At 71.6% G+C, this 20,314-nt stretch carries 22 protein-coding genes and 1 riboswitch; of the genes, 13 read left to right on the forward strand and 9 right to left on the reverse strand.

Features of this window, described 5'->3' with window-relative positions; genetic code table 11:
* The first annotated feature begins 22 nt into the window (after nt 1-22).
* The 3 genes from C3Y15_RS05215 to C3Y15_RS05225 all read left to right on the forward strand — a co-directional run bounded on the left by C3Y15_RS05215 (nt 23) and on the right by C3Y15_RS05225 (nt 1,812).
* The gene (locus C3Y15_RS05215; protein WP_134206815.1) at nt 23-631 is read left to right on the forward strand and encodes a magnesium chelatase; all 609 of its coding nucleotides are present in this window, start codon (nt 23-25) and stop codon (nt 629-631) included.
* A 75-nt stretch (nt 632-706) separates the two neighbouring features.
* The gene (locus C3Y15_RS05220; protein ID WP_059461746.1) at nt 707-1,159 is read left to right on the forward strand and encodes a YaiI/YqxD family protein; all 453 of its coding nucleotides are present in this window, start codon (nt 707-709) and stop codon (nt 1,157-1,159) included.
* A gap of 80 nt (nt 1,160-1,239) precedes the next feature.
* Nucleotides 1,240-1,812: a DUF1993 domain-containing protein gene (locus C3Y15_RS05225; RefSeq protein WP_034193128.1), complete on the forward strand. Its 573-nt coding sequence runs from the start codon at nt 1,240-1,242 to the stop codon at nt 1,810-1,812.
* A 63-nt stretch (nt 1,813-1,875) separates the two neighbouring features.
* Here C3Y15_RS05225 and cobJ read toward each other — a convergent pair whose 3' ends face one another.
* From cobJ to cobG, 4 genes are read right to left on the reverse strand one after another with little or no spacing between them, the layout of a single operon-like run.
* Nucleotides 1,876-3,615 (reverse strand): precorrin-3B C(17)-methyltransferase, encoded by a 1,740-nt coding sequence (cobJ, locus tag C3Y15_RS05230; protein WP_059475815.1) that lies wholly within the window; start codon nt 3,613-3,615, stop codon nt 1,876-1,878.
* Entirely contained in the window at nt 3,612-4,346 is a 735-nt protein-coding gene (locus C3Y15_RS05235; RefSeq protein WP_011884842.1) for a precorrin-2 C(20)-methyltransferase, read from the reverse strand. The genes cobJ and C3Y15_RS05235 overlap by 4 nt, the downstream gene beginning before the upstream one ends.
* Nucleotides 4,343-4,969, reverse strand: a complete 627-nt coding sequence (locus C3Y15_RS05240; RefSeq protein ID WP_059461748.1) for a precorrin-8X methylmutase — start codon at nt 4,967-4,969, stop codon at nt 4,343-4,345. Before C3Y15_RS05240 ends, C3Y15_RS05235 begins: the two co-directional genes overlap by 4 nt.
* Nucleotides 4,962-6,362, reverse strand: coding sequence for a precorrin-3B synthase (gene cobG / locus C3Y15_RS05245; RefSeq protein WP_185499740.1), 1,401 nt, complete (start codon nt 6,360-6,362; stop codon nt 4,962-4,964). The genes C3Y15_RS05240 and cobG overlap by 8 nt, the downstream gene beginning before the upstream one ends.
* 105 nt (nt 6,363-6,467) lie before the next feature.
* Nucleotides 6,468-6,657: riboswitch (cobalamin riboswitch) on the reverse strand.
* A 206-nt stretch (nt 6,658-6,863) separates the two neighbouring features.
* Here cobG and C3Y15_RS05250 point away from each other — a divergent pair.
* The 5 genes from C3Y15_RS05250 to C3Y15_RS05270 all read left to right on the forward strand — a co-directional run bounded on the left by C3Y15_RS05250 (nt 6,864) and on the right by C3Y15_RS05270 (nt 11,588).
* Nucleotides 6,864-8,081, forward strand: coding sequence for a bifunctional cobalt-precorrin-7 (C(5))-methyltransferase/cobalt-precorrin-6B (C(15))-methyltransferase (locus tag C3Y15_RS05250; RefSeq protein WP_059461783.1), 1,218 nt, complete (start codon nt 6,864-6,866; stop codon nt 8,079-8,081).
* On the forward strand, nt 8,081-9,169 hold the full coding sequence (locus tag C3Y15_RS05255; protein ID WP_011884849.1) for a cobalt-precorrin-5B (C(1))-methyltransferase: 1,089 nt from the start codon (nt 8,081-8,083) through the stop codon (nt 9,167-9,169). Before C3Y15_RS05250 ends, C3Y15_RS05255 begins: the two co-directional genes overlap by 1 nt.
* Nucleotides 9,166-9,897: a cobalt-precorrin-6A reductase gene (locus C3Y15_RS05260; protein ID WP_124259890.1), complete on the forward strand. Its 732-nt coding sequence runs from the start codon at nt 9,166-9,168 to the stop codon at nt 9,895-9,897. The genes C3Y15_RS05255 and C3Y15_RS05260 overlap by 4 nt, the downstream gene beginning before the upstream one ends.
* Before the next feature lie 40 nt (nt 9,898-9,937).
* The gene (gene cobM / locus C3Y15_RS05265) at nt 9,938-10,666 is read left to right on the forward strand and encodes a precorrin-4 C(11)-methyltransferase (protein ID WP_034193131.1); all 729 of its coding nucleotides are present in this window, start codon (nt 9,938-9,940) and stop codon (nt 10,664-10,666) included.
* Nucleotides 10,667-10,727: 61 nt separating this feature from the next.
* A complete protein-coding gene (locus C3Y15_RS05270; protein WP_014723038.1) occupies nt 10,728-11,588 on the forward strand; it encodes a hypothetical protein in 861 nt (286 codons plus the stop codon).
* A 77-nt stretch (nt 11,589-11,665) separates the two neighbouring features.
* Here C3Y15_RS05270 and C3Y15_RS05275 read toward each other — a convergent pair whose 3' ends face one another.
* On the reverse strand, nt 11,666-12,850 hold the full coding sequence (locus tag C3Y15_RS05275; protein ID WP_014723039.1) for an MFS transporter: 1,185 nt from the start codon (nt 12,848-12,850) through the stop codon (nt 11,666-11,668).
* Nucleotides 12,851-12,981: 131 nt separating this feature from the next.
* Between C3Y15_RS05275 and C3Y15_RS05280 the strand changes: the two genes are divergently transcribed.
* Nucleotides 12,982-13,494 carry a MarR family transcriptional regulator gene (locus C3Y15_RS05280; RefSeq protein ID WP_034193133.1) on the forward strand — a complete coding sequence of 171 codons (513 nt, stop codon included), beginning with the start codon at nt 12,982-12,984 and terminating at the stop codon, nt 13,492-13,494.
* A 180-nt stretch (nt 13,495-13,674) separates the two neighbouring features.
* Here C3Y15_RS05280 and C3Y15_RS05285 read toward each other — a convergent pair whose 3' ends face one another.
* Nucleotides 13,675-14,379 (reverse strand): glutathione S-transferase N-terminal domain-containing protein, encoded by a 705-nt coding sequence (locus C3Y15_RS05285; RefSeq protein ID WP_014723040.1) that lies wholly within the window; start codon nt 14,377-14,379, stop codon nt 13,675-13,677.
* Between the two features lie 412 nt (nt 14,380-14,791).
* On the opposite strand from C3Y15_RS05285, the gene C3Y15_RS05290 reads away from it, so the two are divergent.
* Nucleotides 14,792-15,226, forward strand: a complete 435-nt coding sequence (locus C3Y15_RS05290; RefSeq protein WP_011884866.1) for a hypothetical protein — start codon at nt 14,792-14,794, stop codon at nt 15,224-15,226.
* A gap of 121 nt (nt 15,227-15,347) precedes the next feature.
* Nucleotides 15,348-15,560, forward strand: a complete 213-nt coding sequence (locus C3Y15_RS05295) for a hypothetical protein (protein ID WP_059462568.1) — start codon at nt 15,348-15,350, stop codon at nt 15,558-15,560.
* Between the two features lie 174 nt (nt 15,561-15,734).
* Here C3Y15_RS05295 and C3Y15_RS05300 read toward each other — a convergent pair whose 3' ends face one another.
* On the reverse strand, nt 15,735-16,883 hold the full coding sequence (locus C3Y15_RS05300) for a hypothetical protein (RefSeq protein WP_124259891.1): 1,149 nt from the start codon (nt 16,881-16,883) through the stop codon (nt 15,735-15,737).
* A 359-nt stretch (nt 16,884-17,242) separates the two neighbouring features.
* Between C3Y15_RS05300 and C3Y15_RS05305 the strand changes: the two genes are divergently transcribed.
* Both C3Y15_RS05305 and C3Y15_RS05310 read left to right on the forward strand, forming a co-directional pair.
* A complete protein-coding gene (locus tag C3Y15_RS05305) occupies nt 17,243-18,343 on the forward strand; it encodes a nitronate monooxygenase (protein WP_124259892.1) in 1,101 nt (366 codons plus the stop codon).
* A gap of 156 nt (nt 18,344-18,499) precedes the next feature.
* Complete coding sequence (locus tag C3Y15_RS05310; protein WP_011884872.1) at nt 18,500-18,871, forward strand: GFA family protein; 372 nt, start codon at nt 18,500-18,502, stop codon at nt 18,869-18,871.
* An 84-nt stretch (nt 18,872-18,955) separates the two neighbouring features.
* Here C3Y15_RS05310 and C3Y15_RS31645 read toward each other — a convergent pair whose 3' ends face one another.
* Complete coding sequence (locus C3Y15_RS31645; protein WP_166677041.1) at nt 18,956-19,240, reverse strand: hypothetical protein; 285 nt, start codon at nt 19,238-19,240, stop codon at nt 18,956-18,958.
* A 109-nt stretch (nt 19,241-19,349) separates the two neighbouring features.
* On the reverse strand, nt 19,350-20,168 hold the full coding sequence (locus C3Y15_RS05315; RefSeq protein WP_011884874.1) for a helix-turn-helix transcriptional regulator: 819 nt from the start codon (nt 20,166-20,168) through the stop codon (nt 19,350-19,352).
* Between the last annotated feature and the right edge of the window lie 146 nt (nt 20,169-20,314).

Below are 20,314 nucleotides of genomic sequence, written 5' to 3' on the forward strand. Positions count from 1 at the left end.
GCAGCCGGGCGCCGCCGCGCGCGTGCCCGGCGCGGCACTTGCCGGCACGGCGCTCGCGTGGCCGGCGACGCTCGCCGCGAAGCGCGGCGAGCCGCTGCATGCCGCGCATCTGCGGTTCCGCAAACGGGCGGGCACACCGCTTGCGCTGCATTGCTTCGTGCTCGACTGCTCGGCGTCGATGCTGTCGCACGAGCGCCTCGCGCTCGCGAAAGGGCTGATCGTCGCGTACTTCGACGACGCGGCGCGCCGCCGCATGGAAACCGCGCTGATCTGCTTCGGCGGCAACGGCGTCGCGCGGCGCTTCGGGCCGGCCGTGCCGCGGTGGTGGAATGCGCGCTGGCTCGACCCAGTGCACGGCGGCGGCGGCACGCCGCTCGCGGACGGCATCGCGGCCGCGTCGCAACTGCTGGCCCGCGACGCGCGCCGCGCCCCCGGCAAGCAACGCTGGCTGGGGGTGCTGTCCGACGGGCGCACGCGCGAAACGCCGCCGCGACCGGCTGCCGCCGATCATGTCGTGTTCGTCGACTTCGATCGCGCGGCGGTCGCGATCGGGCAGGGCAGACGGCTCGCCGACGCGTGGGGCGCGCAGTGGCTGGCCGCGGCGACGCTGCATGCGCAGGCGGGCGGCTGAGCGCGCCTGCGGTGAGTGCTGCCGAGCGGCGGCGCTGCGCTATGATCGCCGTTTCAGCTCACCGGAACGCCAGCCATGCAAATCTTCGTCGACGCCGACGCGTGTCCCGCCGTCATCAAGGACATGCTGTTTCGCGTCGCGCGCCGCACCGGGATCTGCGTGACGCTGGTCGCGAACCAGTTCCTGCGCACGCCGCCGTCGCCGCATATCAAGGCGCTGCAGGTGCCGGCCGGTTTCGACGAGGCCGACGCGCGCATCGTCGAGCTCGCGCAGCCGGGCGATCTGGTCGTGACGGCCGACATTCCGCTCGCCGCCGCCGTGCTCGACAAGGGCGCGCATCCGCTCGACCCGCGCGGCAACTGGTTCAGCCGCGAGAACATCGACGAGCGCCTGTCGACGCGCGCGATGATGGAACAGCTGCGCAGCGCGGGCATCGATACGGGCGGCCCCGCGCCGTTCAGCGCGCGCGATGCGAACGCCTTCGCGTCGCAGCTCGACCGCTTCGTCGCGCGCCACGGCAAGCCGTGACGTCGCGCGTGCCGCGCAGCAGGCGACCGATTCGCCGCGACGCCGAGGTCGCGGCATGAACGACCGATAGGAGGACCTGGATGTCACTGACCCAACTGCTCGTTCCCACCTTCACCCAGATGCTGCGCGCGCAATCCGCGTGGCTCGACAAGGCGCTCGCGCAGCGGCGGGCCGCGGGCGACGCGGGCGATGCGCTGCTGACGCTGAAGCTCGCGCCCGACATGTATCCGCTCGCCGCGCAGGTGCGCTTCTCGTGCTTTCAGGCGATGGAGCCGGTGTACCGGCTGCGCGGCGAAGCGCTGCCCGACGCGCTGCTCGCGTTGCGCGAAGCCGGCTGGCAGGCGGACGCGCAACCGGGCACGCTGAGCGATGCGCAGGGCATCGTCGCCGGCACGATCGCGTTTCTCGGCGAGCTCGCGCCCGACGCGCTCGATGGCGGCGCGACACGGCCGATCTCGCTGCAACTGCCGAACGGCACCGCGTTCGACATGACGGGCGAGCAGTACGCGCGCGACTGGGCGCTGCCGCAGTTCTACTTTCATGCAGTTGCGGCGTACGCGATCCTGCGCCATCACGGCGTCGATCTCGGCAAGGCCGACTACGTGCCGCACATGCTCGCGTACGTGCGCCCGGACACGATCCCGCAGGGCTGAGCGCGCGGGCCGGGGGCCCGCGATGCGCGGCGATCGCCGCGATCGCCGCAACCGACGCCGCGCTCAGCGATACCAGCGCGGCGTATACACCCACTCGCGTCCGTCGCCGATCGCGAATCGCCGGGTCGTCGACGAGCCGACGATCACCATCGTGCGCATGTCCACCTGATCGCTGCGCAGCGCGCCGAGCGTCGTCGTCACGAGCGTCGCGCCGGGCCGGCCGATGTCGCGCCCGAGCACGACGACCGTATCGGCGGCGCGATGCGCGCGCACCGCGTCGAGCGCGCGATCGAGCTGCCACGGCCGCGCACGCGAGATCGGGTTGTAGAACGCCATCACCAGATCGGCTTGCGCCGCGTGCCGCAGGCGCGTCTCGATCACCTCCCACGGCTTAAGGTTGTCCGACAGCGAGATCGCGCAGAAGTCGTGGCCGAGCGGCGCGCCGGCCTGCGCGGCGGTCGCGAGCGACGCCGACACGCCGGGTTCGATGCGCAGCTCGACGGCCGCCCATTGCGGGTCGCGCGCTTCGTCGAGCGCTTCGAGCACGGCCGCGGCCATCGCGAACACGCCGGGATCGCCCGACGACACGACCGCGACGCGCCGGCCCTCGGCCGCCAGTTCGAACGCACGGCGCGCGCGCTGCATTTCCTCGCGATTGTCGGTGCCGTGCACGCGCTGATCCGCCCGGAACGGCCCGGCCATCGTCACGTAGGTCGTGTAGCCGAGGATGTCGGTGGCGTGCGCGAGCGCCGCGCGCGCGGCCGGCGTGAGCCAGGTGGCGTCGCCCGGCCCGAGCCCGAGGACCGTCAGCCGGCCGCGCGCGCGACCGAGCGTGGCGGGATCGACCGGCTGCGCCGCCACGGCGCACGCGAGGCCGCCGGACGCGCCGCGCAGCGTGTGAGCGACGCGCAAGGTGCGGCCGAGCAGCGCGGCGGCATCGGCATCGATACTGGCTTCGACATCGGCGAAACGCAGCGGCACGCCGAGTGCGTGCGCCGCCGCGTCGAGCCGCGCATCGCCGAGCAACGTCGCGGGCGCGACGAGTGCCGCCAGCGCCTGCCGCGCGAGGCCGTGCGCATCGAGCAACGCGCCGATGCGCTGCGCGAGCAACGGATCGGCTTGCTCGCCGCACGACACCGCAGCGTCGGCCCGCACGCCCTGTGCATCGACGCCGACCACCACGCTGCGCGGATGAATCACCAGTTCGTCGCGTGCGCCGCGCCACGCATCCGCCGTCACGCGGATCGCATGCGCGGCGGCGGCGTCGCGCGGCAGCGCGACGTCGTCGAGCCACGGCGCCGCGCCGTCGATGCGCGTGGCGGCCCCGGCGAGCAGGTCGGACACGAAGCGCTTGCCTTGCTGCAGATCGGCGAGCGCGTAGCCGTCGGGCGGATTGAGCACGCACGCGCCGAAGCGCAACTCGCCGCTCGTCGTGATCGCCGGCGCGACGCCGAGCGCGTCCGCGATTTCGCGTGCGATCGCGTTGACGCCGGTCAGCCCGCCGAGCAACGGCACGACGGCCGAACCGTCTTCCGCGACCGCGAGCACCGGTGGCTCGACGCCCTTGTCGGCAAGCGCGGGCGCGATGCAGCGGATCACGATGCCGGCCGCGCACAGCGCGACGATCGGCGCGCCGCGCGCATAGAGTTCGCGCAGCTGCGCGCCGAGCTCGTCGAACGGCACGTCCGCGTCGACGCGCGACGCGAGCCCGTGCACGCGCGCGCCCGGATAACGCGCCTGGATGCGCCGCGCGGTGTCGAGCGCGCCCGTGCCGAGGATCACGATCGCGGGCGGAGTCGTCATCCTTGCCATTTTTCCCCCGGCACGACGAGCAGCGAGAAATACGGCGACGCCATCGGATCGACGTCGTCGAGCGGCACGATCCGCTGCGTGGCCATCGTCGCGCGCTCGACGTACAGCGCGCGTTTCGCGAGGCCGAGTTCGTCGAGCACGCGCCGCACCTTGTCGAAGTTGCGGCCGAGCTTCATCACGACGGCCGCGTCGGCCTGCGCGAGCCGCGTGCGCAGTTCGTGCTCGGGCAGCACGCCGGACAGCACCGACAGGCTCTGATTGCGATACACGAGCGGCTGGCCGAGCACGGCCGTGCCGCCGAGCATCGCGCACACGCCGGGAATCACTTCGGTGTCGTAGCGCGGCGCGAGGCGATCGTGCAGGTACATGTACGACCCGTAGAAGAACGGATCGCCTTCGCAGATCACCGCGACGTCGCGCCCTGCATCGAGATGCGACGCGACGATCGCGGCGGCCGTGTCGTAGAAATCGGCGATCACGGTCTCGTAGCAGAGCGGCGGCGGCAACGCCTCGGTCGTCACCGGATAGACGAGCGGCAGCTGCGTCTGCGTGTCGAGCAGGTGGGCTTCGACGATCCCGTACGCGTTGCCTTTCTTGCCCTTCGCGACGAAATACGCGACCACCGGCGCGGCCTGCAGCACCCGCAACGCCTTGATGGTCATCAGTTCCGGGTCGCCGGGGCCGACGCCGACGCCGAACAGCCGTCCGCGCGCGGCCGTCATTCGGCCTCCGTGGCCAGCGCGTTGACCGCGGCCGCGGCCATCGCGCTGCCGCCGCGCCGGCCGAGCAGCGCGACGTACGGCACGCCGCGGCTGTCGGCGTCGAGCAGCGCCTTCGATTCGGCCGCGCCGATGAAGCCGACCGGAAAGCCGAGGATCAGCGCCGGGCGCGGCGCGCCGGCGTCGAGCATGTCGAGCAGATGAAACAGCGCGGTCGGCGCGTTGCCGATCACGACCACGCTGCCGGCCAGATGCGGGCGCCACAATTCGAGCGCCGCGGCCGAGCGCGTGTTGCCGAGCTCGCGTGCGAGCGCGGCCACTTCCGGCTCGCCGAGCGTGCAGATCACGCGATTGCCGGCCGGCAGCCGCGCGCGCGTGATGCCTTCGGCGACCATTTTCGCGTCGCACAGGATCGGCGCGCCGGCCGCGAGCGCGCTGCGGCCCGCGTGGCCCGCGCCCGCGGAAAAACGCAGGTCGTACACGATGTCGATCATCCCGCACGCGTGGATCACGCGTACCGCGAGTTTCTCGAGATCGGGCGGAATCCGCGTCAGATCGGCCTCGGCGCGGATCGTCGCGAACGACTGGCGGTAGATCTCCTGCCCGTCGCGAATGTAGTCAAGCATCGGTGGTGTCCTGGCTGTGCCGCGCGCCCGTCAGTCGAGCCGCGGCCTGGTCAATCGTCAGATGGCGCGCGAGCGGGGCGCCGGGGCCCACGGTCGTATCGCGCCGGTAAAGGTCGTAGCGTGCGGGCGCCACCGCGATCAGCGTGTAGGCCGCGGGATGCGGCAGCGCGCAATGGCGCTCGCAGCCGCTCAGATGCACGTCGAGCGGCCGGCCGACGCGCGCGGCGAGCGCGAGCGCATCGCCTTTGGTATCCGCGCGCGCCTTCGCGCAGCCCGCGCTGCCGGTGCACGCGACCAGCGTCGCGAGCGGGTCGAGCGGTGTGCAGACGAGGCCCAGCGACGCGAGCGTGGCCAGCACGGCGTGCGCGCGGGCGGCGCGCACGCCGTGCACGAAGACGCCTTGCCACGGCGTCATCGACAGCGTGCCGTCGCCGTCGGCGTCGGCCAGCGCGGCGAGCCGCTCCAGCAGCGCGGCATCGAGCCGGCCGAGCACGAACTGCGCGCCGACGCTGCAGCGATCGGCGTCGCGCGTCGGCCGTGCGCCGAAGCGCAGCGCGGCGTCGGCCGGCGGACGCCGCCAGCCGGCGAGCGCCGGATCGGCCGCGAGCGGGAACGGCGCGTAGTGCTGCGCGCGCGCGACGAGCGCGCGTTCACCGCCGTCGGCGAGCAGCGCCCGCATGCGCGTGACGCCGGCCGGTGCCAGATCGAGGAACGCGAGCAGCAACGCGCGCACCAGTTCGACGGCCTGGTGCGGCGCGACGTCGAACGATGCGGGCCGGTCGCCGGGCGCGACCGGCGGACAGCCGGCGAGGCCCGCGGCGATGCGCGGCGCGCCGTCGTCGCGCCGCCATGCGGCGAGCCAGATGTCGTGCGGATGATCGAGCGCCGCGACCGCTTCGCCGCCGTCCAGCTGGATCGAGAATTTCGGCGACAGCTCACCGCGGCGCGGCTCGTGCGTCAGCATGTCGAGCAGCGGGCGCGCGAGCGCGCGGCTGTCGACGAGCGCGGCGCGATCGAGCCCGGCGAGCGGGCTCAGCAGCAGGTTGCGCACGTCGTCGCTCGCGGCGAGCGCGGCGCGGGCGTCGTCGGCGTCGCTTGCACCGACCGCATCCGCGCCGCAGCACGCACCGGAGTACGCGGCCGAGTTGGGGCCGAGGCCCGCGTCGAGCAGGGCGCCGGCGAGCGGCGCGGCCGCGCCGTCGCGAATGCCGCGCAGTTGCAGGTTCGCGCGGTTGGTCGCGTCGATCAGGCCGGAGCCGTACCGGCGCGCGGCGTCGGCGATCGCGCGTGCCTGCGCGGCGGCGAGCCGGCCGCCGGGCAGCTTGATCCGGCACAGGCCGCCGTCTGCGGCCGCGACGACGCGCATGAGCCCCGGGCACGCCGACGGGCGCACGACGGGCAACGCAGGATTCGAATCGGGGGCGGAACTCAACGGGATAGCGGGCAGTGTGGCGCCGCGGCCAACGCATCGGTACACCCCGCCCGACGCCGACTGGCACGCACGCACTTTCTGGCCGGCAGGTCTCCTGGCTGACAGGTCGGCGCCGGCTCCCGGCCTTCCCGGTGAAACCAGTGGCATGTGGCGGAGCGCGGCTCGCTGTCTACAGTTGCGGGGGCAGCCACAGCGGCGCGGCGCGCCCTGTGTTCCCTCTTCGGCCCCGAAGGGCACCGGCGAACGAACGGCCGTAGGATACCCGATTTCACCGCCGCTTCGCGACCGCCGAACGGCGGTGTGAGCCGACGCGAAAACGCTGCGCGGCGCCGCGGCCGGCGGATGGAAACGCGCGGTGGAACACGCTACCATGCCGTCTTTCGCAATGCGGATCGCCGCACCGGCGCGCGCGTGTGCGCCGCGCGCGGCGACTCGATGGAACCGGACGATGGGGAAGGGTGGATGACGGCGTGGCTGACGGTAGTGGGCATCGGCGACGACGGCTACGCGGGGCTCGGGCGCAGCGCGCGGCGCGCGCTGCTCGACGCGACGCGGATCGTCGGCGCGCGGCGGCACCTCGACATGCTGCCGACGCGGCTGACGGCCGCGCGCGAAGCGTGGCCGTCGCCGTTCGATCTGTCGGGCCTGCTCGCGACGCGCGGCGCGCCCGTCTGCGTGCTCGCGAGCGGCGACCCGATGCTGTTCGGCGTCGGCGCGACGCTCGCGCGTGAGCTGGGCGCCGACGAATGGCGCGTCATGCCCGCGCCGTCGTCGCTGTCGCTTGCGGCCGCGCGCCTCGGCTGGGCGTTGCAGGACGTCGGCGCCGTGTCGCTCGTCGGCCGGCCGCTCGCGACACTCGCGCGCCACCTGCTGCCGGGCCGGCGCCTGTTCGTGTTGAGCGCGGACGGCCGCACACCGGCCACGGTCGCCGCCGAACTGACGGCGCGCGGCTTCGGGCCGACCCGCATCAGCGTGTTCGAGCACCTCGGCGGCCCGCTGGAGCGGCGCATCGACGGCCTCGCGCACGACTGGCGGATCGACGAAACCGCGGCGCTCAATCTCGTCGCGCTCGACTGCGTGGCCGGCGCCGATGCGCCGCGCCGCGCGCTCACACCGGGCCTGCCCGACGACGCATACCGGCACGACGGCCAGCTCACCAAGCGCGACATGCGCGCGCTGACGCTCGGGCGTCTCGCGCCCGCGCCGGGCGAGCTGCTGTGGGACGTGGGCGCGGGCAGCGGCTCGATCGGCATCGAATGGATGCGGGCGCATCCGTCGTGTCACGCCATCGCGATCGAGTCGCACGCGGAACGGCAGCGTTACATCGAACACAACCGCGACGCGCTCGGCGTGCCGGGCCTGCAACTCGTCGCCGGGCGCGCGCCCGCTGCGCTCATGGGGCTGGCGCCGCCCGACGCGATCTTCATCGGCGGCGGCGCGACCGGGGCCGGCGTGCTCGACGCGTGCTGGGCCGCGCTGAAGCCGGGCGGGCGGCTCGTCGCGAACGCGGTGACGCTGCAGGGCGAGCTCGCGCTCGCCGCGTGGCGCGACGCACACGGCGGCACGCTCACGCGCGTGTCGCTCGCGCATGCCGAGCCGCTCGGCCGCTTCGACACGTGGCGGCAGCCGCTGCCGGTCACGCTGTACGACGTGCGCAAGCCCGACGCGGGCGCTGCATGATGCGCGACGAAACGCCCGAACAGCCGGCGCCGCTGCGGTTCGGCTACACGACCGGCAGCTGCGCCACCGCGACGTCGCTCGCGGCCGCGCGCCTGCTGCTCGGCGGCCGTGCCGACGATGCGGTCGAGATCGTGTTGCCGAAGGGCCAGCGCGTGATGATGCGGCTCGAATTCTGCCGGACCACGGCGGCCGGCGCCGAAGCCGGCACGATCAAGGACGCCGGCGACGATCCCGACGTCACGCACGGCGCGCTGGTGTTTGCGCGCGTCGCGCTGTCGGCCGCGCCGGGCGTGCGCTTCCATGCGGGGCCGGGCGTCGGCACGGTGACGCGCGCGGGGCTCACGCTGCCGATCGGCGAGCCGGCGATCAACCCGGTGCCGCGCCAGATGATGACGACGCACCTCGACGCGCTCGCGGCCGAGCACGGCTATACGGGCGGATTCGACGTGACGATCGGCGTCGAGGGCGGCGAGGCGCTCGCACTGAAGACGATGAACCCGCGGCTCGGCATCGTCGGCGGCCTGTCGATCCTCGGCACGACCGGCATCGTGCGGCCGTTCTCCTGTGCGGCGTACATCGCATCGATCCATCAGGGCATCGACGTCGCGCGCGCGAACGGCATCGCGCACATCGCCGCGTGCACCGGCAACGCGAGCGAGGACGCGATGCGCGCGCACTACGGGCTACCCGACATCGCGCTGATCGAGATGGGCGATTTCGCGGGCGCGGTGCTCAAGCATCTGCGCCGGGCGCCGCTCGCGCGCGTGTCGATGTGCGGCGGCTTCGGCAAGCTCAGCAAGCTCGCGGCAGGCCATCTCGACCTGCACAGCCGCCATTCGAGCATCGACCTGCCGCTGCTCGCGCAGTGGGCGGCCGACGCCGGCGCGAGCGACGCGCTGCAGGCCGCGATGCGCGCGGCCAACACGAGCCAGGAAGCGCTGAAGCTCGCGCTCGCCGACGGCGTGCCGCTCGGCGACATCGTCTGCGCACATGCGCTGCGCGTCGCGCGCGACATCGTGCCAGCCTCGGTCGCGGTCGAGATGTTCGCGATCGACCGGCAAGGGCGCTTCGTCGGGAGTGCGCGATGAGCGCGCGCATCCTGCTGCTCGGCGGCACCGGCGACGCGTTGAAGATCGCGCGCCCCCTCGGCCCGCGACACGTGTACAGCCTCGCGGGCCTCGGCAAGGTGCCCGACGATCTGCGCTGCGCGGTGCGGGTCGGCGGGTTCGGCGGCGCGGCCGGGCTCGCCGCGTATCTGCGCGATGCCGGCATCGGCCGCGTGATCGACGCGACGCATCCGTATGCCGCGCAGATCAGCGCGAACGCGGCCGCCGCCGCGCGCGACGCGCACGTGCCGCTGTGGGCGCTGCGCCGCGCGCCGTGGACGCCCGGGCCGGGCGACGACTGGCGCATGGTCGGCGACTGGGCCGGCATCGAGGCGGCGCTCGCGCCGTTTCGGCGGCCGCTGTTCACGCTCGGCCGCGAGCCGCTCGCGCACCTCGACGCGATCCCGCCGCACCAGTTCTGGCTGGTGCGCTGTCTCGATCCGCATCCGGGCAACGCGCGCGCGCAGATCGTCGCCGCGCGCGGGCCGTACACGCTCGAAGGCGAACGCGCGTTGTTCGCGCTCGCCGGGATCGACGTCGTCGTCAGCAAGAACAGCGGCGGCGCCGCGACCGAGGCGAAGCTCGACGTCGCCCGCGAGCGGCGGCTGCCCGTCGTGATGCTCGAACGTCCGCCGCTGCCCGCCGCCGATCGCATCTTCGACTCGGTCGCCGCGCTGCTCGACGCACTCGATCCGGCCGCGCGCGCGTGACGCGCGCGCGGCCACTCAATGAATTGACGGAGAATTTTCGATGACGGTGTATTTCATCGGCGCGGGCCCCGGCGACCCGGAGCTGATCACGGTGAAGGGCCAGCGCCTCGTGCGCACGTGCCCGGTGATCCTGTACGCAGGCTCGCTCGTGCCGCCCGCCGTGCTCGACGGCCATCGCGCGGAGCAGGTCGTCAATACCGCCGACCTCGATCTCGACGCGATCGTCGCATTGCTCGCCGACGCGCATGCGAAAGGGCAGGACGTCGCGCGCGTGCATTCGGGCGATCCGTCGTTGTACGGCGCGATCGGCGAGCAGATCCGCCGGCTCGACGCGCTCGGGATCCCGTATCAAATCGTGCCGGGCGTGACGGCGACGGCCGCATGCGCTGCGACGCTCGGCGTCGAGCTGACGCTGCCCGGCGTCGCGCAGACGGTGATCCTCACGCGCTTCGCGGGCAAGACGACGATGCCGGAAGGCGAAGCGCTCGGCGCGCTCGCCGCGCATCGCGCGACGCTCGCGATCCATCTGGGCGTGCGTCACCTCGCACGCATCGTCGACGAAGTGCTGCCGCACTACGGGCCCGATTGCCCGGTCGCGGTGATCTATCGCGCGAGCTGGCCCGACGAGGAGCGCGTGACCGGCACGCTGGCCGACATCGTCGCGAAGGTCGACCGCACGGCCATCGAGCGCACCGCGCTGATCCTGATCGGCCGCGTGCTCGACGCGCACGGATTCGCCGACTCGACGCTCTATGCGAGCGCGCGGTGAGCCGCCGCGCGGCAACGCGCGGGGCGGGCGTCGCGACCGGCCGGCCACGGGACAACCTGACATGAGCATCCGAATCCGGCCGCGCGTCGTACGTTTTGCGACCGAGCTTGCAGCCGCGCTCGTCACCGTAATCGCCGCCGCGCCCGTGCTTGCCGCTGCGCCGTCGGACGAAGCCCGTGCGGTGCCGTTCGTCGAAGTCGCGAAAACCGCGGCGCCCGATCGTGACTGGCAGCGCAACCTATGCGCGCTCGTTTCGGCGAAGTGCGACGCCGATGCCGATGCGAAGCCGTCGCTGTATCGCATCAAAGGCGACGTGCCGGCCGACTACTACGCGATCCTGCCGGGCCCGCAATTGCTGAAGCTCGGCTACGCGGCAGGCTGGAAGGTGCTGCAGCGCTGGGATTTCTCCGATTACGCGCCGGCCGAGCGCGAACTCGGCGACGGCACCGCGCCGCCGCTCGATATCTATCCGGCGCTGTATCCGCTCGGCGGCGATCGCGTCGCGGTCGCGGTGCTCGCCGGTTGGTCCGAGATGTATTCGGGCGGCGGCGGTAGCTGGCAAGACGCGGACTTCGTCGAGTTGCTGCCGAACGGCGCGCATGCGAGCCGGCCACGGATCGCGACGCTGCCGTTCAGCTGCAGTAAGACGATTCGTGCGTGTTTCTCGGAGCGCGAGTACAAGCATGCGCCGCATTGCAGCGAGGACTTCGACGGGACGCTGCGGCTGCGCTTCGTGCCCGGTGCGCGGCGCGGCGAGCTCGACTGGATCGCGACCTGGAAGGAGACGCATTGGCCAGGGCTCAAGCCGCGGAGTGCGACCGAGCGCACGTCGGTGTCGGTCACGTTGCCGGCCGGGCAGGACCCGGTGGTCGCCGGCCGCGAATTGCGCGACCGGGTGTCGTTTTGCGAACCGCTCAATTGAGCTTCGCACGCCGCGCTGCATCACAGTGGCGCCGCCGCGGTGCAGGAACGGCGCGGCAAGCGAGCGCCTGACGCGCATCACGCACGCGCGACGCGCCGCGCGACCTGCGGCGCAAAACCGGCCGCGAGCGCGAACAGCACGACGCAAAGGCACGCCATCGCGACCCACGCGGGCGACAGATCGGCCAGATGCTCGCGCACGACGCCGGCCGCGAACGGAAACAGCGCGGCAATCAGATAGCCGATCCCCTGCACGAAGCCGGTCAGCGCTGCCGCGTCGGCCGGCGTCGGCGCATGGTCGACGGTCACGATCAACGACAGCGGAAACAGCGCGCCGATGCCCGCGCCGAGCAGCAGCGCGGCCGGCAGCGCCAGCGTGAGCGGCGCGGCGAGCATCACGAGCAGCCCCGCGAGCAGCGCCGCGATCGCCGCGTACAGCGCCGGACGCCGATCGGGCAGCCGATCGATCGTCGCCGACACCGCGAGCCCCGCGACGACTTCCGCAAGCGTCACGCCGCCGAGCAGACTGCCGGCTGCCGTCGGCGACCAGCCGAGCCGCATGTAGTACGGCGGCAGCCACGCGAGCACGAGCGTATACGCGCCCGTCGCGATCCCGAAGAACAGCGCGAGCCGCCACGCGCGCGGCGAGCGCGACGGCTGCAACTGCGCGGCGTGCGGCAAACCCGTGGCGGCGCCGCGAACGTCGCCGCCACGGCTGGCGAGCGGCCAAACGAGCGCGGCAACCGCGGCCGGCAGCGCCCAGCCCGCGAGCGCCATCGGCCAATCCCAGCGCGCGGCGGCGAGCGGCGCCACCACGCTCGCCAGCACCGCGCCGCCCATGATCGACGTCGAATAGATGCCCATCGCGCCGCCGATCCGGGTCGGGAAATGCGTCTTCACGAACGCGGGCAGCAAGGCCTGCACCATCGCGATGCCGAGCCCCGCGCAGCCCGCGCTCGCCAGCAGCAGCCACGCGTGCTGCGCGCCGATGCGCGACGCGCATGCGAGCGCGATCAGCACGACGCCGAGCCACACGCCGGCCGCGCAGCCCACGGCACGCTGCAACGGCCGCGCGCCGAGCGCGCCCGCGCCCATCAGCAGGATCGGGATCGTGGTCAACAGGCTCGCCGCGCCGTCGGCGATGCCGGTCGCCCGCTGGATCATGTCGAGCAGCGGGCCGATCGCGGCCAGCGCCGGGCGCAGGTTCAGCCCGACCAGGACGATGGCGGCCAGCCGCCATCCGGGGGAAGTGAAACGATTCATCGAACGGCCCTCGAGCGTGGTGCACTGCGCAGGCGTCGGCACGCGGTGCGTTTTCAGGTAAAGTGTCTCGACATCAAGATAAATGGCAATTTATCTCGACGTCAAGATAACTGCCGAGCCGAGGAGGGTTAATGGATCGAGCCGCGCATGCGCTCGCGCAATGGCGCGCCGAGCGTCCGGATCTGGATGCAACGTCGATGCTGGTGATGGGGCGGCTGCAGGAAGCCGCGCTCGTGATCGCGCGCGACGGGCTGAATCCGCTGTTTGCACGCTACGGCCTTCAGCCGGGCGAATTCGACGTGCTGGCGACGCTGCGCCGCAGCGGCGCGCCGTTCGCGCTGACGCCGACGGCGCTGTACGACGCGCTGATGATGTCGTCGGGCGGCATGACCGCGCGCATCGATCGCCTGCAGAAGGCCGGCTGGGTCGAACGCCGGCCGAATCCGGCCGACGGCCGCGGCACGCTCGTCGCGCTGACCGACGCCGGCCGTGCGCTGATCGACGAAGCGGTGGGCGCGCACGTCGACAACCAGCGCGCGATGCTCGCCGCGTTGTCGGACGCGGAGCAGGCGCAACTGGCGGCGTTGCTGGAAAAGCTGCTGGCGGGACTCGGGGAGGGAAGTTCGGGGTCCGACGGGCAATAGCGGTCGGAAAGCGGGGGCCGAATACGACGCGGCGGCAGGTGTTCGGGTGTGCAGGTATGCAGGGGTGTACGACCGACCGCGACCCATGCACGAACCGCCACGTGAACACCCACCGCACACCGCGGCGGGCGCAATAGCCGGCAGCCAGCGGTTCCCGCCGGCGCCGGCCCGTGCCGCGCGTCAGTCGCGTGCCGGGATATTGAGCCCGCGCGCGACGGCCGGCCGCGCGACGAATGCGTCGAGCGCGCGCGCGACGTGGCGGAATTCGCCGAAGCCGACCAGGTCGCCCGCCTCGTAGAAACCGACCAGGTTCCGCACCCACGGGAAGATCGCGATGTCGGCGATCGTGTACGTATCGCCCATCATCCACGTGCGGTTCGCGAGATGCGCGTCGAGTACGCCGAGCAGGCGCTTGGACTCGGCGACGTAACGGTCGCGCGGACGCTTGTCGTCGTAGTCGCGGCCGGCGAATTTGTGGAAGAAGCCGACCTGGCCGAACATCGGCCCGATGCCGCCCATCTGGAACATCACCCACTGGATCGTCTCGTAGCGGCCCGCTGCGTCCTTCGGGATCAGCTGGCCGGTCTTGTCGGCGAGATAGAGCAGGATCGCGCCGGACTCGAACAGCGCCAGCGGCCGGCCGTCGGGGCCGTTCGGATCGATGATCGCCGGAATCTTGTTGTTCGGGTTCAGCGACAGGAACTCGGGCGACAACTGGTCGTTCGTGTCGAAGCGCACGAGATGCGGCTCGTACGGCAGGTCGGTTTCCTCGAGCATGATCGACACCTTGACGCCGTTCGGCGTGGGCAGCGAGTACAGCTGGAGGCGGTCCGGGTGCCGGGCCGGCCATTTTTTCGTGATCGGGAAGGCGGACAGATCGGGCATGGCGTTTCGCTCGTCAACGTTGAGAATCGCGCTCCGGCCGGCCGCCGCGCATCCTTGCCGCGGCGACATGGACGCGACGAACGCATCGAGAGGCGGGCGGGGCGCGCCGAAAAGAGGCCCACTGTAGCCGATCGCCGCGATCCGTGCAGACCGTGCCCGCGGCGCGCGCGTTCGTGCGCCCGGGCCCCGAGTCAGAAGTTGTGCCGCAGGCCGACCATCGCGGCCGTCGTGCCAACGCCGGGCGCGACCGCCGTTGTCGTCGACGCCAGTCGGCATCCCGACCGGCGCAATTGGTTACAAATCGACACCGTGCCCAATGCGCGGACGTTGCAGACTACGCGGCGTACCGGCTCGGCGACGCGCTCACGCGCGGCGCCGCATGCCGCCGACGGACCTCGACTCACGGACCCCGATGAAGTTTCCCACGCTCCTGATGCTCGGCTGCGGCGCCACGCTGCTGGCCGCCTGCCACCTGCTCCGCGATGGCCCGAGCGCCGCCGACGTCGACGCCGCGGTGCGCCGCGCGCTCGAAGCGGAAAACCACGGCGGCCTCAATGCGCTGTTCGGCCAGCCGCTGCCGGTGTCGGCCGACGTGATCTCGGCGAAGCCCGACGGCGACTGCAGAAAGGCCGGCGAACGCACGTACGCCTGCGACGTCGTGGTCACGTGGCGCAATACCGATTACGCGCCGTCGCGCGCGAACCTGACGTTCGTGCAGGCCGCCGACGGTTCGTGGCAAACCTCGGGCGTCGATGCGGCGATCGCGACGGGCGCCGCCAAGTCGCTGATCGACCGGATCGGCAAGGCGTGGCCGGGGAGTTCCGCGAGCGCGGCGACCGCGCAATGACGGGACGAACGGCGCAACGGGCACGCGTCCCTTCGTCGCACCCATCATCCGTATTCCGGTCTGGATATAGGGAAAACCCTTAATTCGAGATATAATCGGCGGCCAGAAGAAAGGTCGAACCATGCCCGAACGTTTCCATTCCCTCGAAAAATTCGTGTTTTCGCTCGTCGTGCTGTCCGCGGTCGTCTGCTCGGCATTCCTCGCGTACGAGCGTCATCCTGAAATCAAGCTCGCACTGCACGAAGGCGAAGCGCTGATGCGCGAAAGCGCGAAGTATTCGGTCGTCTGCTCGCCGTCGAAGTACGATCCTTGCGCCGAGATGTCGGCTTATTGAGCGAAGTTCTGGGTAGATCGCAGCAGATCGAGCGGCCGCGCGCCATCGCGGGCCGAGCCGTCGGTCAGATTTCCCCCGGCGATTCGGCAGCACGCCGCCCGAACCACCGGGCGCGGCGACACCCTGAACAACGTGAACAACGGCCCCGCATCGAGCCATCGAGCGGGGCCGTCGTCATTGCGACGTGCACGAATCGTCGTCGACGGCGGCCGCCGATGCACCGGCAGCGGCTTCGGCCCGTGCCTGCCGCACCGTATCCGACGCCACTGCCTGTAGCCGTTGCGCGAGCTGCGGCGTAATGCCGAGCTGCGCAGCCGCTTGCTCGCGCGCGCCGAGCGTGCGCACATCGACGCCGGCGATCTGCTGGAACAGCACGAGCGCGCTCAGATAGGCGCCGGTCACGCCCGGATGCAGATAGTCGGGCCGCGCGATCGGCGGGTCGTTGTCCGCGCGGATTCCGTACCACAGCAGCGGCGCGCCGGAGCGCGCATACGGGTCGGGATCGGCGACGCCAGTGGCCCAGGCACGCTGCCATGCGCGGCCGACCGGCGCGACCGCGACGATTGCCGGGTCGCTCCGGCGCGCACGCGCGAATGCGTCGCGATATGCGGCGACGAGCTCGGTCAGCCGGGCGAGGTAGCGCCCATGAAAACCAGCGCTGCCCGGCTCGCCGGCTAGCGCTCGCGCGAGCTCGGCACGCGGCCAGGTTTCATATAGATAGACGCGCGCGTGCGGCGCGACCGCCCGGATGCCGCGCGCGAGCTGCGCGACGCTCGCGCAGAACCCGGCCGGATCGCTCGCGGCCGCGTGCGTGAGCGCAAACGGCAACGGCTTCGCGCTCAGCTCCTGCAGCACGACTGCGTCCCAGGTCGGGCGGTCGATCACGTCCGATGCGACACGGTCGTGCTTCGCGAGACTCGTCGCAGACATCGCCTCGAGGTGAACGTCGTAGTCGAGCCCGGCTTCGGCGGCAAAGCGCGCGAAGATGCCCGGAATGCCGCCCCACGGACCGCGCTCGCGTTCCGCTCGCGCGCCGGTCTGCCCGAAGTTCTCGTCGACGACGCGCGCGGTGCCGCCGACTTCCCGGCCGCCCGCGTCCATTGCACCGTACGAACGCACCGGTTCGTAGCGGCCGTGCGTGAGGCTGTCGCCGACGAACAAAATATGCAGCGGCGCTCGCTCGGGCGGCACGGCCGGCGTGCGGGGCGCGTCGCCGCCCGACGCAGCGGCGGCAGGACCGGCGATCAGCCACAGCGCGACGCACGTCAGCGCGCGATGCGCGACGCGGCGACAGGAGCACGGCATGGCGGATCGTTCGGTCATTGCGGCGTTCCGGAAAGACGCGTCGCCGCAGTATTTCACGAAGCGGCGCGACCGCACAGGCCGCGCCGCGCGTGCGGTAGACTGCCCGCTGGCTATCGCACGCACGGCGCCGCCCATCACGCATCCATCACCCACCGCCTCGGCCCACATGGACCGCATCGATGCGATGAAAGCGTTCATCGTCACGCCGGCGCGGGCCATCGCGTTCGACTTTCGCCGGCCGCGGATGCGGATAGCCGCGCGACCGTTTTTCGAGGCGCACACGAGCACCGCGCTGCCGCACCGGACCACGCGGACGATCCGGCCGAGCGCGACCCCGCCGCAGCACTCCGATCCCGGACATCGCAGGAGACAAGGACATGATTCGACCGACCGACAACCGGACGCTGTTGCGCACGCTCGGCGTGCGTATCCCGATCATCCAGGCGCCGATGGCCGGCGTCGGCACGCCGGCGCTGGCGGCCGCCGTGTCGAATGCGGGCGGGCTCGGCTCGCTCGGCGTCGGCGCGACCAACGCCGAAGGCGCGCGCAAGATGATCCGCGACACGCGCGCGCTCACCGAGCGGCCGTTCAACGTCAACCTGTTCTGCCACCAGCCGGCCCGCGCCGATGCCGCCGTCGAACGCGCGTGGCTCGACTGGCTCGCGCCGGCGTTCCGCGAGCAGCGCGCGGCGCCGCCCGCATCGCTCGCCGAGATCTACACGAGCTTCGTCGCCGACGATGCGATGCTCGAGATGCTGCTCGACGAAAAGCCGGCCGTCGTCAGCTTTCATTTCGGCTTGCCGTCCGATGAAGCCATCGCCGTGCTCAAGCGCGCGGGCATCACGCTGTTCGCCACCGCGACCCATCCCGCCGAAGCCGCGCAGATCGCCGCGGCCGGCATCGACGCGATCGTCGCGCAGGGCATCGAGGCCGGCGGGCACCGCGGCGTATTCGACTCGACCGAACGCGATGACGGGCTCGGCACGTTCGCGCTCACGCGCCTGCTCGTGCGCGAATGCGCGGTGCCGGTGATCGCGGCGGGCGGCATCATGGACGGCGAAGGCATCGCCGCGGTGCTCGCGCTCGGCGCGCAGGCCGCCCAGCTCGGCACCGCGTTCGTCGCGTGTCCGGAGACGTCGATCGACGACGGCTATCGCCGCGCGATCGTCGGCGACGCCGCGCGCCGCACGACCTTCACGACGGCGATTTCGGGGCGCGTCGCGCGCGGCATCGCGAACCGGCTGACCGCCCTCGGCGACGATCCTCACGCACCGCCGACGCCTGCCTATCCGATCGCGTACGACGCGGGCAAGGCGCTGCATGCGGCCGCAAAGGCCAACGGCGAATTCGGCTACGGCGCGCAGTGGGCCGGGCAGGCCGCGCCGCTGATCCGGCCGTTGCCGGCGGCGAAACTCGTCGCGGTGCTCGCGCGCGAGACGCGCGACGCCGTCGCACGGTTGCAGCACGCGCTGGACTGATCACACCGGCCGCTCGGCGCGGCGCGTGCCATGGGGCACCCGCACCGGGCGCCGAATTGCAACCTCATGTATCGGCGCGCCGCGCGGATACAGTGAGATACAACGCGTTGGCCGCCGCACGCTATAACGCACACGTGATCGAACGAGGAGTGCGACATGAGTGCCACGTGGTTCAACGGATCGTGCCATTGCGGCGCGGTGAAATTCGCGGTGCGGACCGCGCTCGAGCCGGCCGCTCGCTGCAACTGCAGCCTGTGCCGCCGCCGCGGCGCGCTGATGAGCCCGATGTTCGCCGCGGCCGACCTGAAGATCGTCGAAGGCGAGGACGTGCTGACGCTCTACCGCTTCAACACGCACACGGCGCGCCATTATTTCTGCAGCCGTTGCGGCGTCTATCCGTTCCATCAAACGCGCCGGGATCCGGCATGCTGGCGCGTCAATCTCGGTTGCCTCGACGGCGTCGATCCGTATGCGCTGCCCGCGACGGTCGCGAACGGCGCGAGCCTTTCCGTCGTGGAGGACGCATGAAGCGCTGGCTGATGATCCTGTTGTTCGCCGCAGGCGGCGTCGCGACCGAAGTTGCGCATCCGGTGCAATGCTCGCTGCTGCCGGTCAGCCGGCAGCGTAGCGGCAATCGGCGCGTTCGCGGCGACGGCCGCAGCGTGTGAGCGTGTCGACCGGTTCCGCGCCGATGCCTTGCGATGCGCCGGTGACGACTTTGGAGTTGCTCACGATGTGCGTCGACAGGTAATGGGTTTTCGGCTTGAGCGCCGACCGGATCGATGGATCAGATGAATCGATGGACGCCACTCTAGGCGCGTCGAGCCGGCGTTCGAACACCCACCGTGGACGAACAGTCTTGCGTCGAAGGGCGGAGAAGGGCGGCGGCGCGGTCATGGCAACACTTCGGCGCATGCACCGATTCCATCGACGAGCCGCGCGACGGCCAGCATCGAACCGGCCGCCGGAGAAGGAAAGCGCACGCAACATCGCGCCACCACGAACCTCAACCGCGCTCGCCCGTGCGCTCGCGGTCGTAGAACGTCGCGAACAGCTCGGATTGCGATCCGACGCCGAGCTTCGCGTAGATATGCTTCTTGTGCGCCCGCACGGTCTCGAACGAAATCGACAGCTTCTCCGCGATTGCACGCGACGAAAAACCACTCAACGACAGCATCGCGACTTCGATCTCGCGCGTCGTCAGCGCGCCGCGCCCGTTTTTTCCGGTGAGCATCCCGAAACGCGCATGCGGATCGGGCGCCGCGTGCGGTGCCGCCCGAGGCGCGGCGGTCGCGACGAACGTTTCGAAGCGCACGCGCTGCTGCATCAGCGACAGCACCCATGGCGTGTACAGCGTCAGCAGCGCGGTCTCGCGCTCGTCGTACCTGCTCGTCTTGCCGAGCGAAAATCCCAGCGTGTGGTCGCGATCGATCACGACGTTGAAATGCACTTCGTCGCCCACGATGTTCTTCTTGAAGTAGCGCTGGTAGTACTCGGTCGTACGGAAGTTGTCAGGCGCGACGTCGGCGAGCGTGTAGAAGCCCGACGCATGCGTTTCGAAGGCGGCCAGATAGAACGGATCGAGCTGATAGAGCGCGGCGAGATAGTCCTGGAACATCAGGTCGATCTTGCCGTCGGGCAGCGCCTGTTCGGCGAGCACCAGCGGCGCCGCATCGCGCGCGAACAGCAGCGCGACCCAGTTGTCGAAAGCGACGTGCCGCTCAAGGACACGCGTGAGGCGCGCCCAGAAATGCGGGCCATCGAGCGCCTCGATGGCCGAGCCGATCTCCCGATGAAAGGCGAGATCTCGCCATTCGAAGTCCATCGTGTGCTCCGGTGGGGGTAACCCTGGCGGGGAATTTGAGGTCAAAAATAATACCCCGATAATCGCTTCCGGTTCGTTGTGCCGCGGCGCATGCGGCCCGTGCGGCGCACCAGACGCGCCAACGAAAGCCAATTGGAAGGAGAAGG

The sequence above is a fragment of the Burkholderia sp. B10 genome, from assembly GCF_004368385.1.
GTDB lineage: Bacteria > Pseudomonadota > Gammaproteobacteria > Burkholderiales > Burkholderiaceae > Burkholderia > Burkholderia vietnamiensis.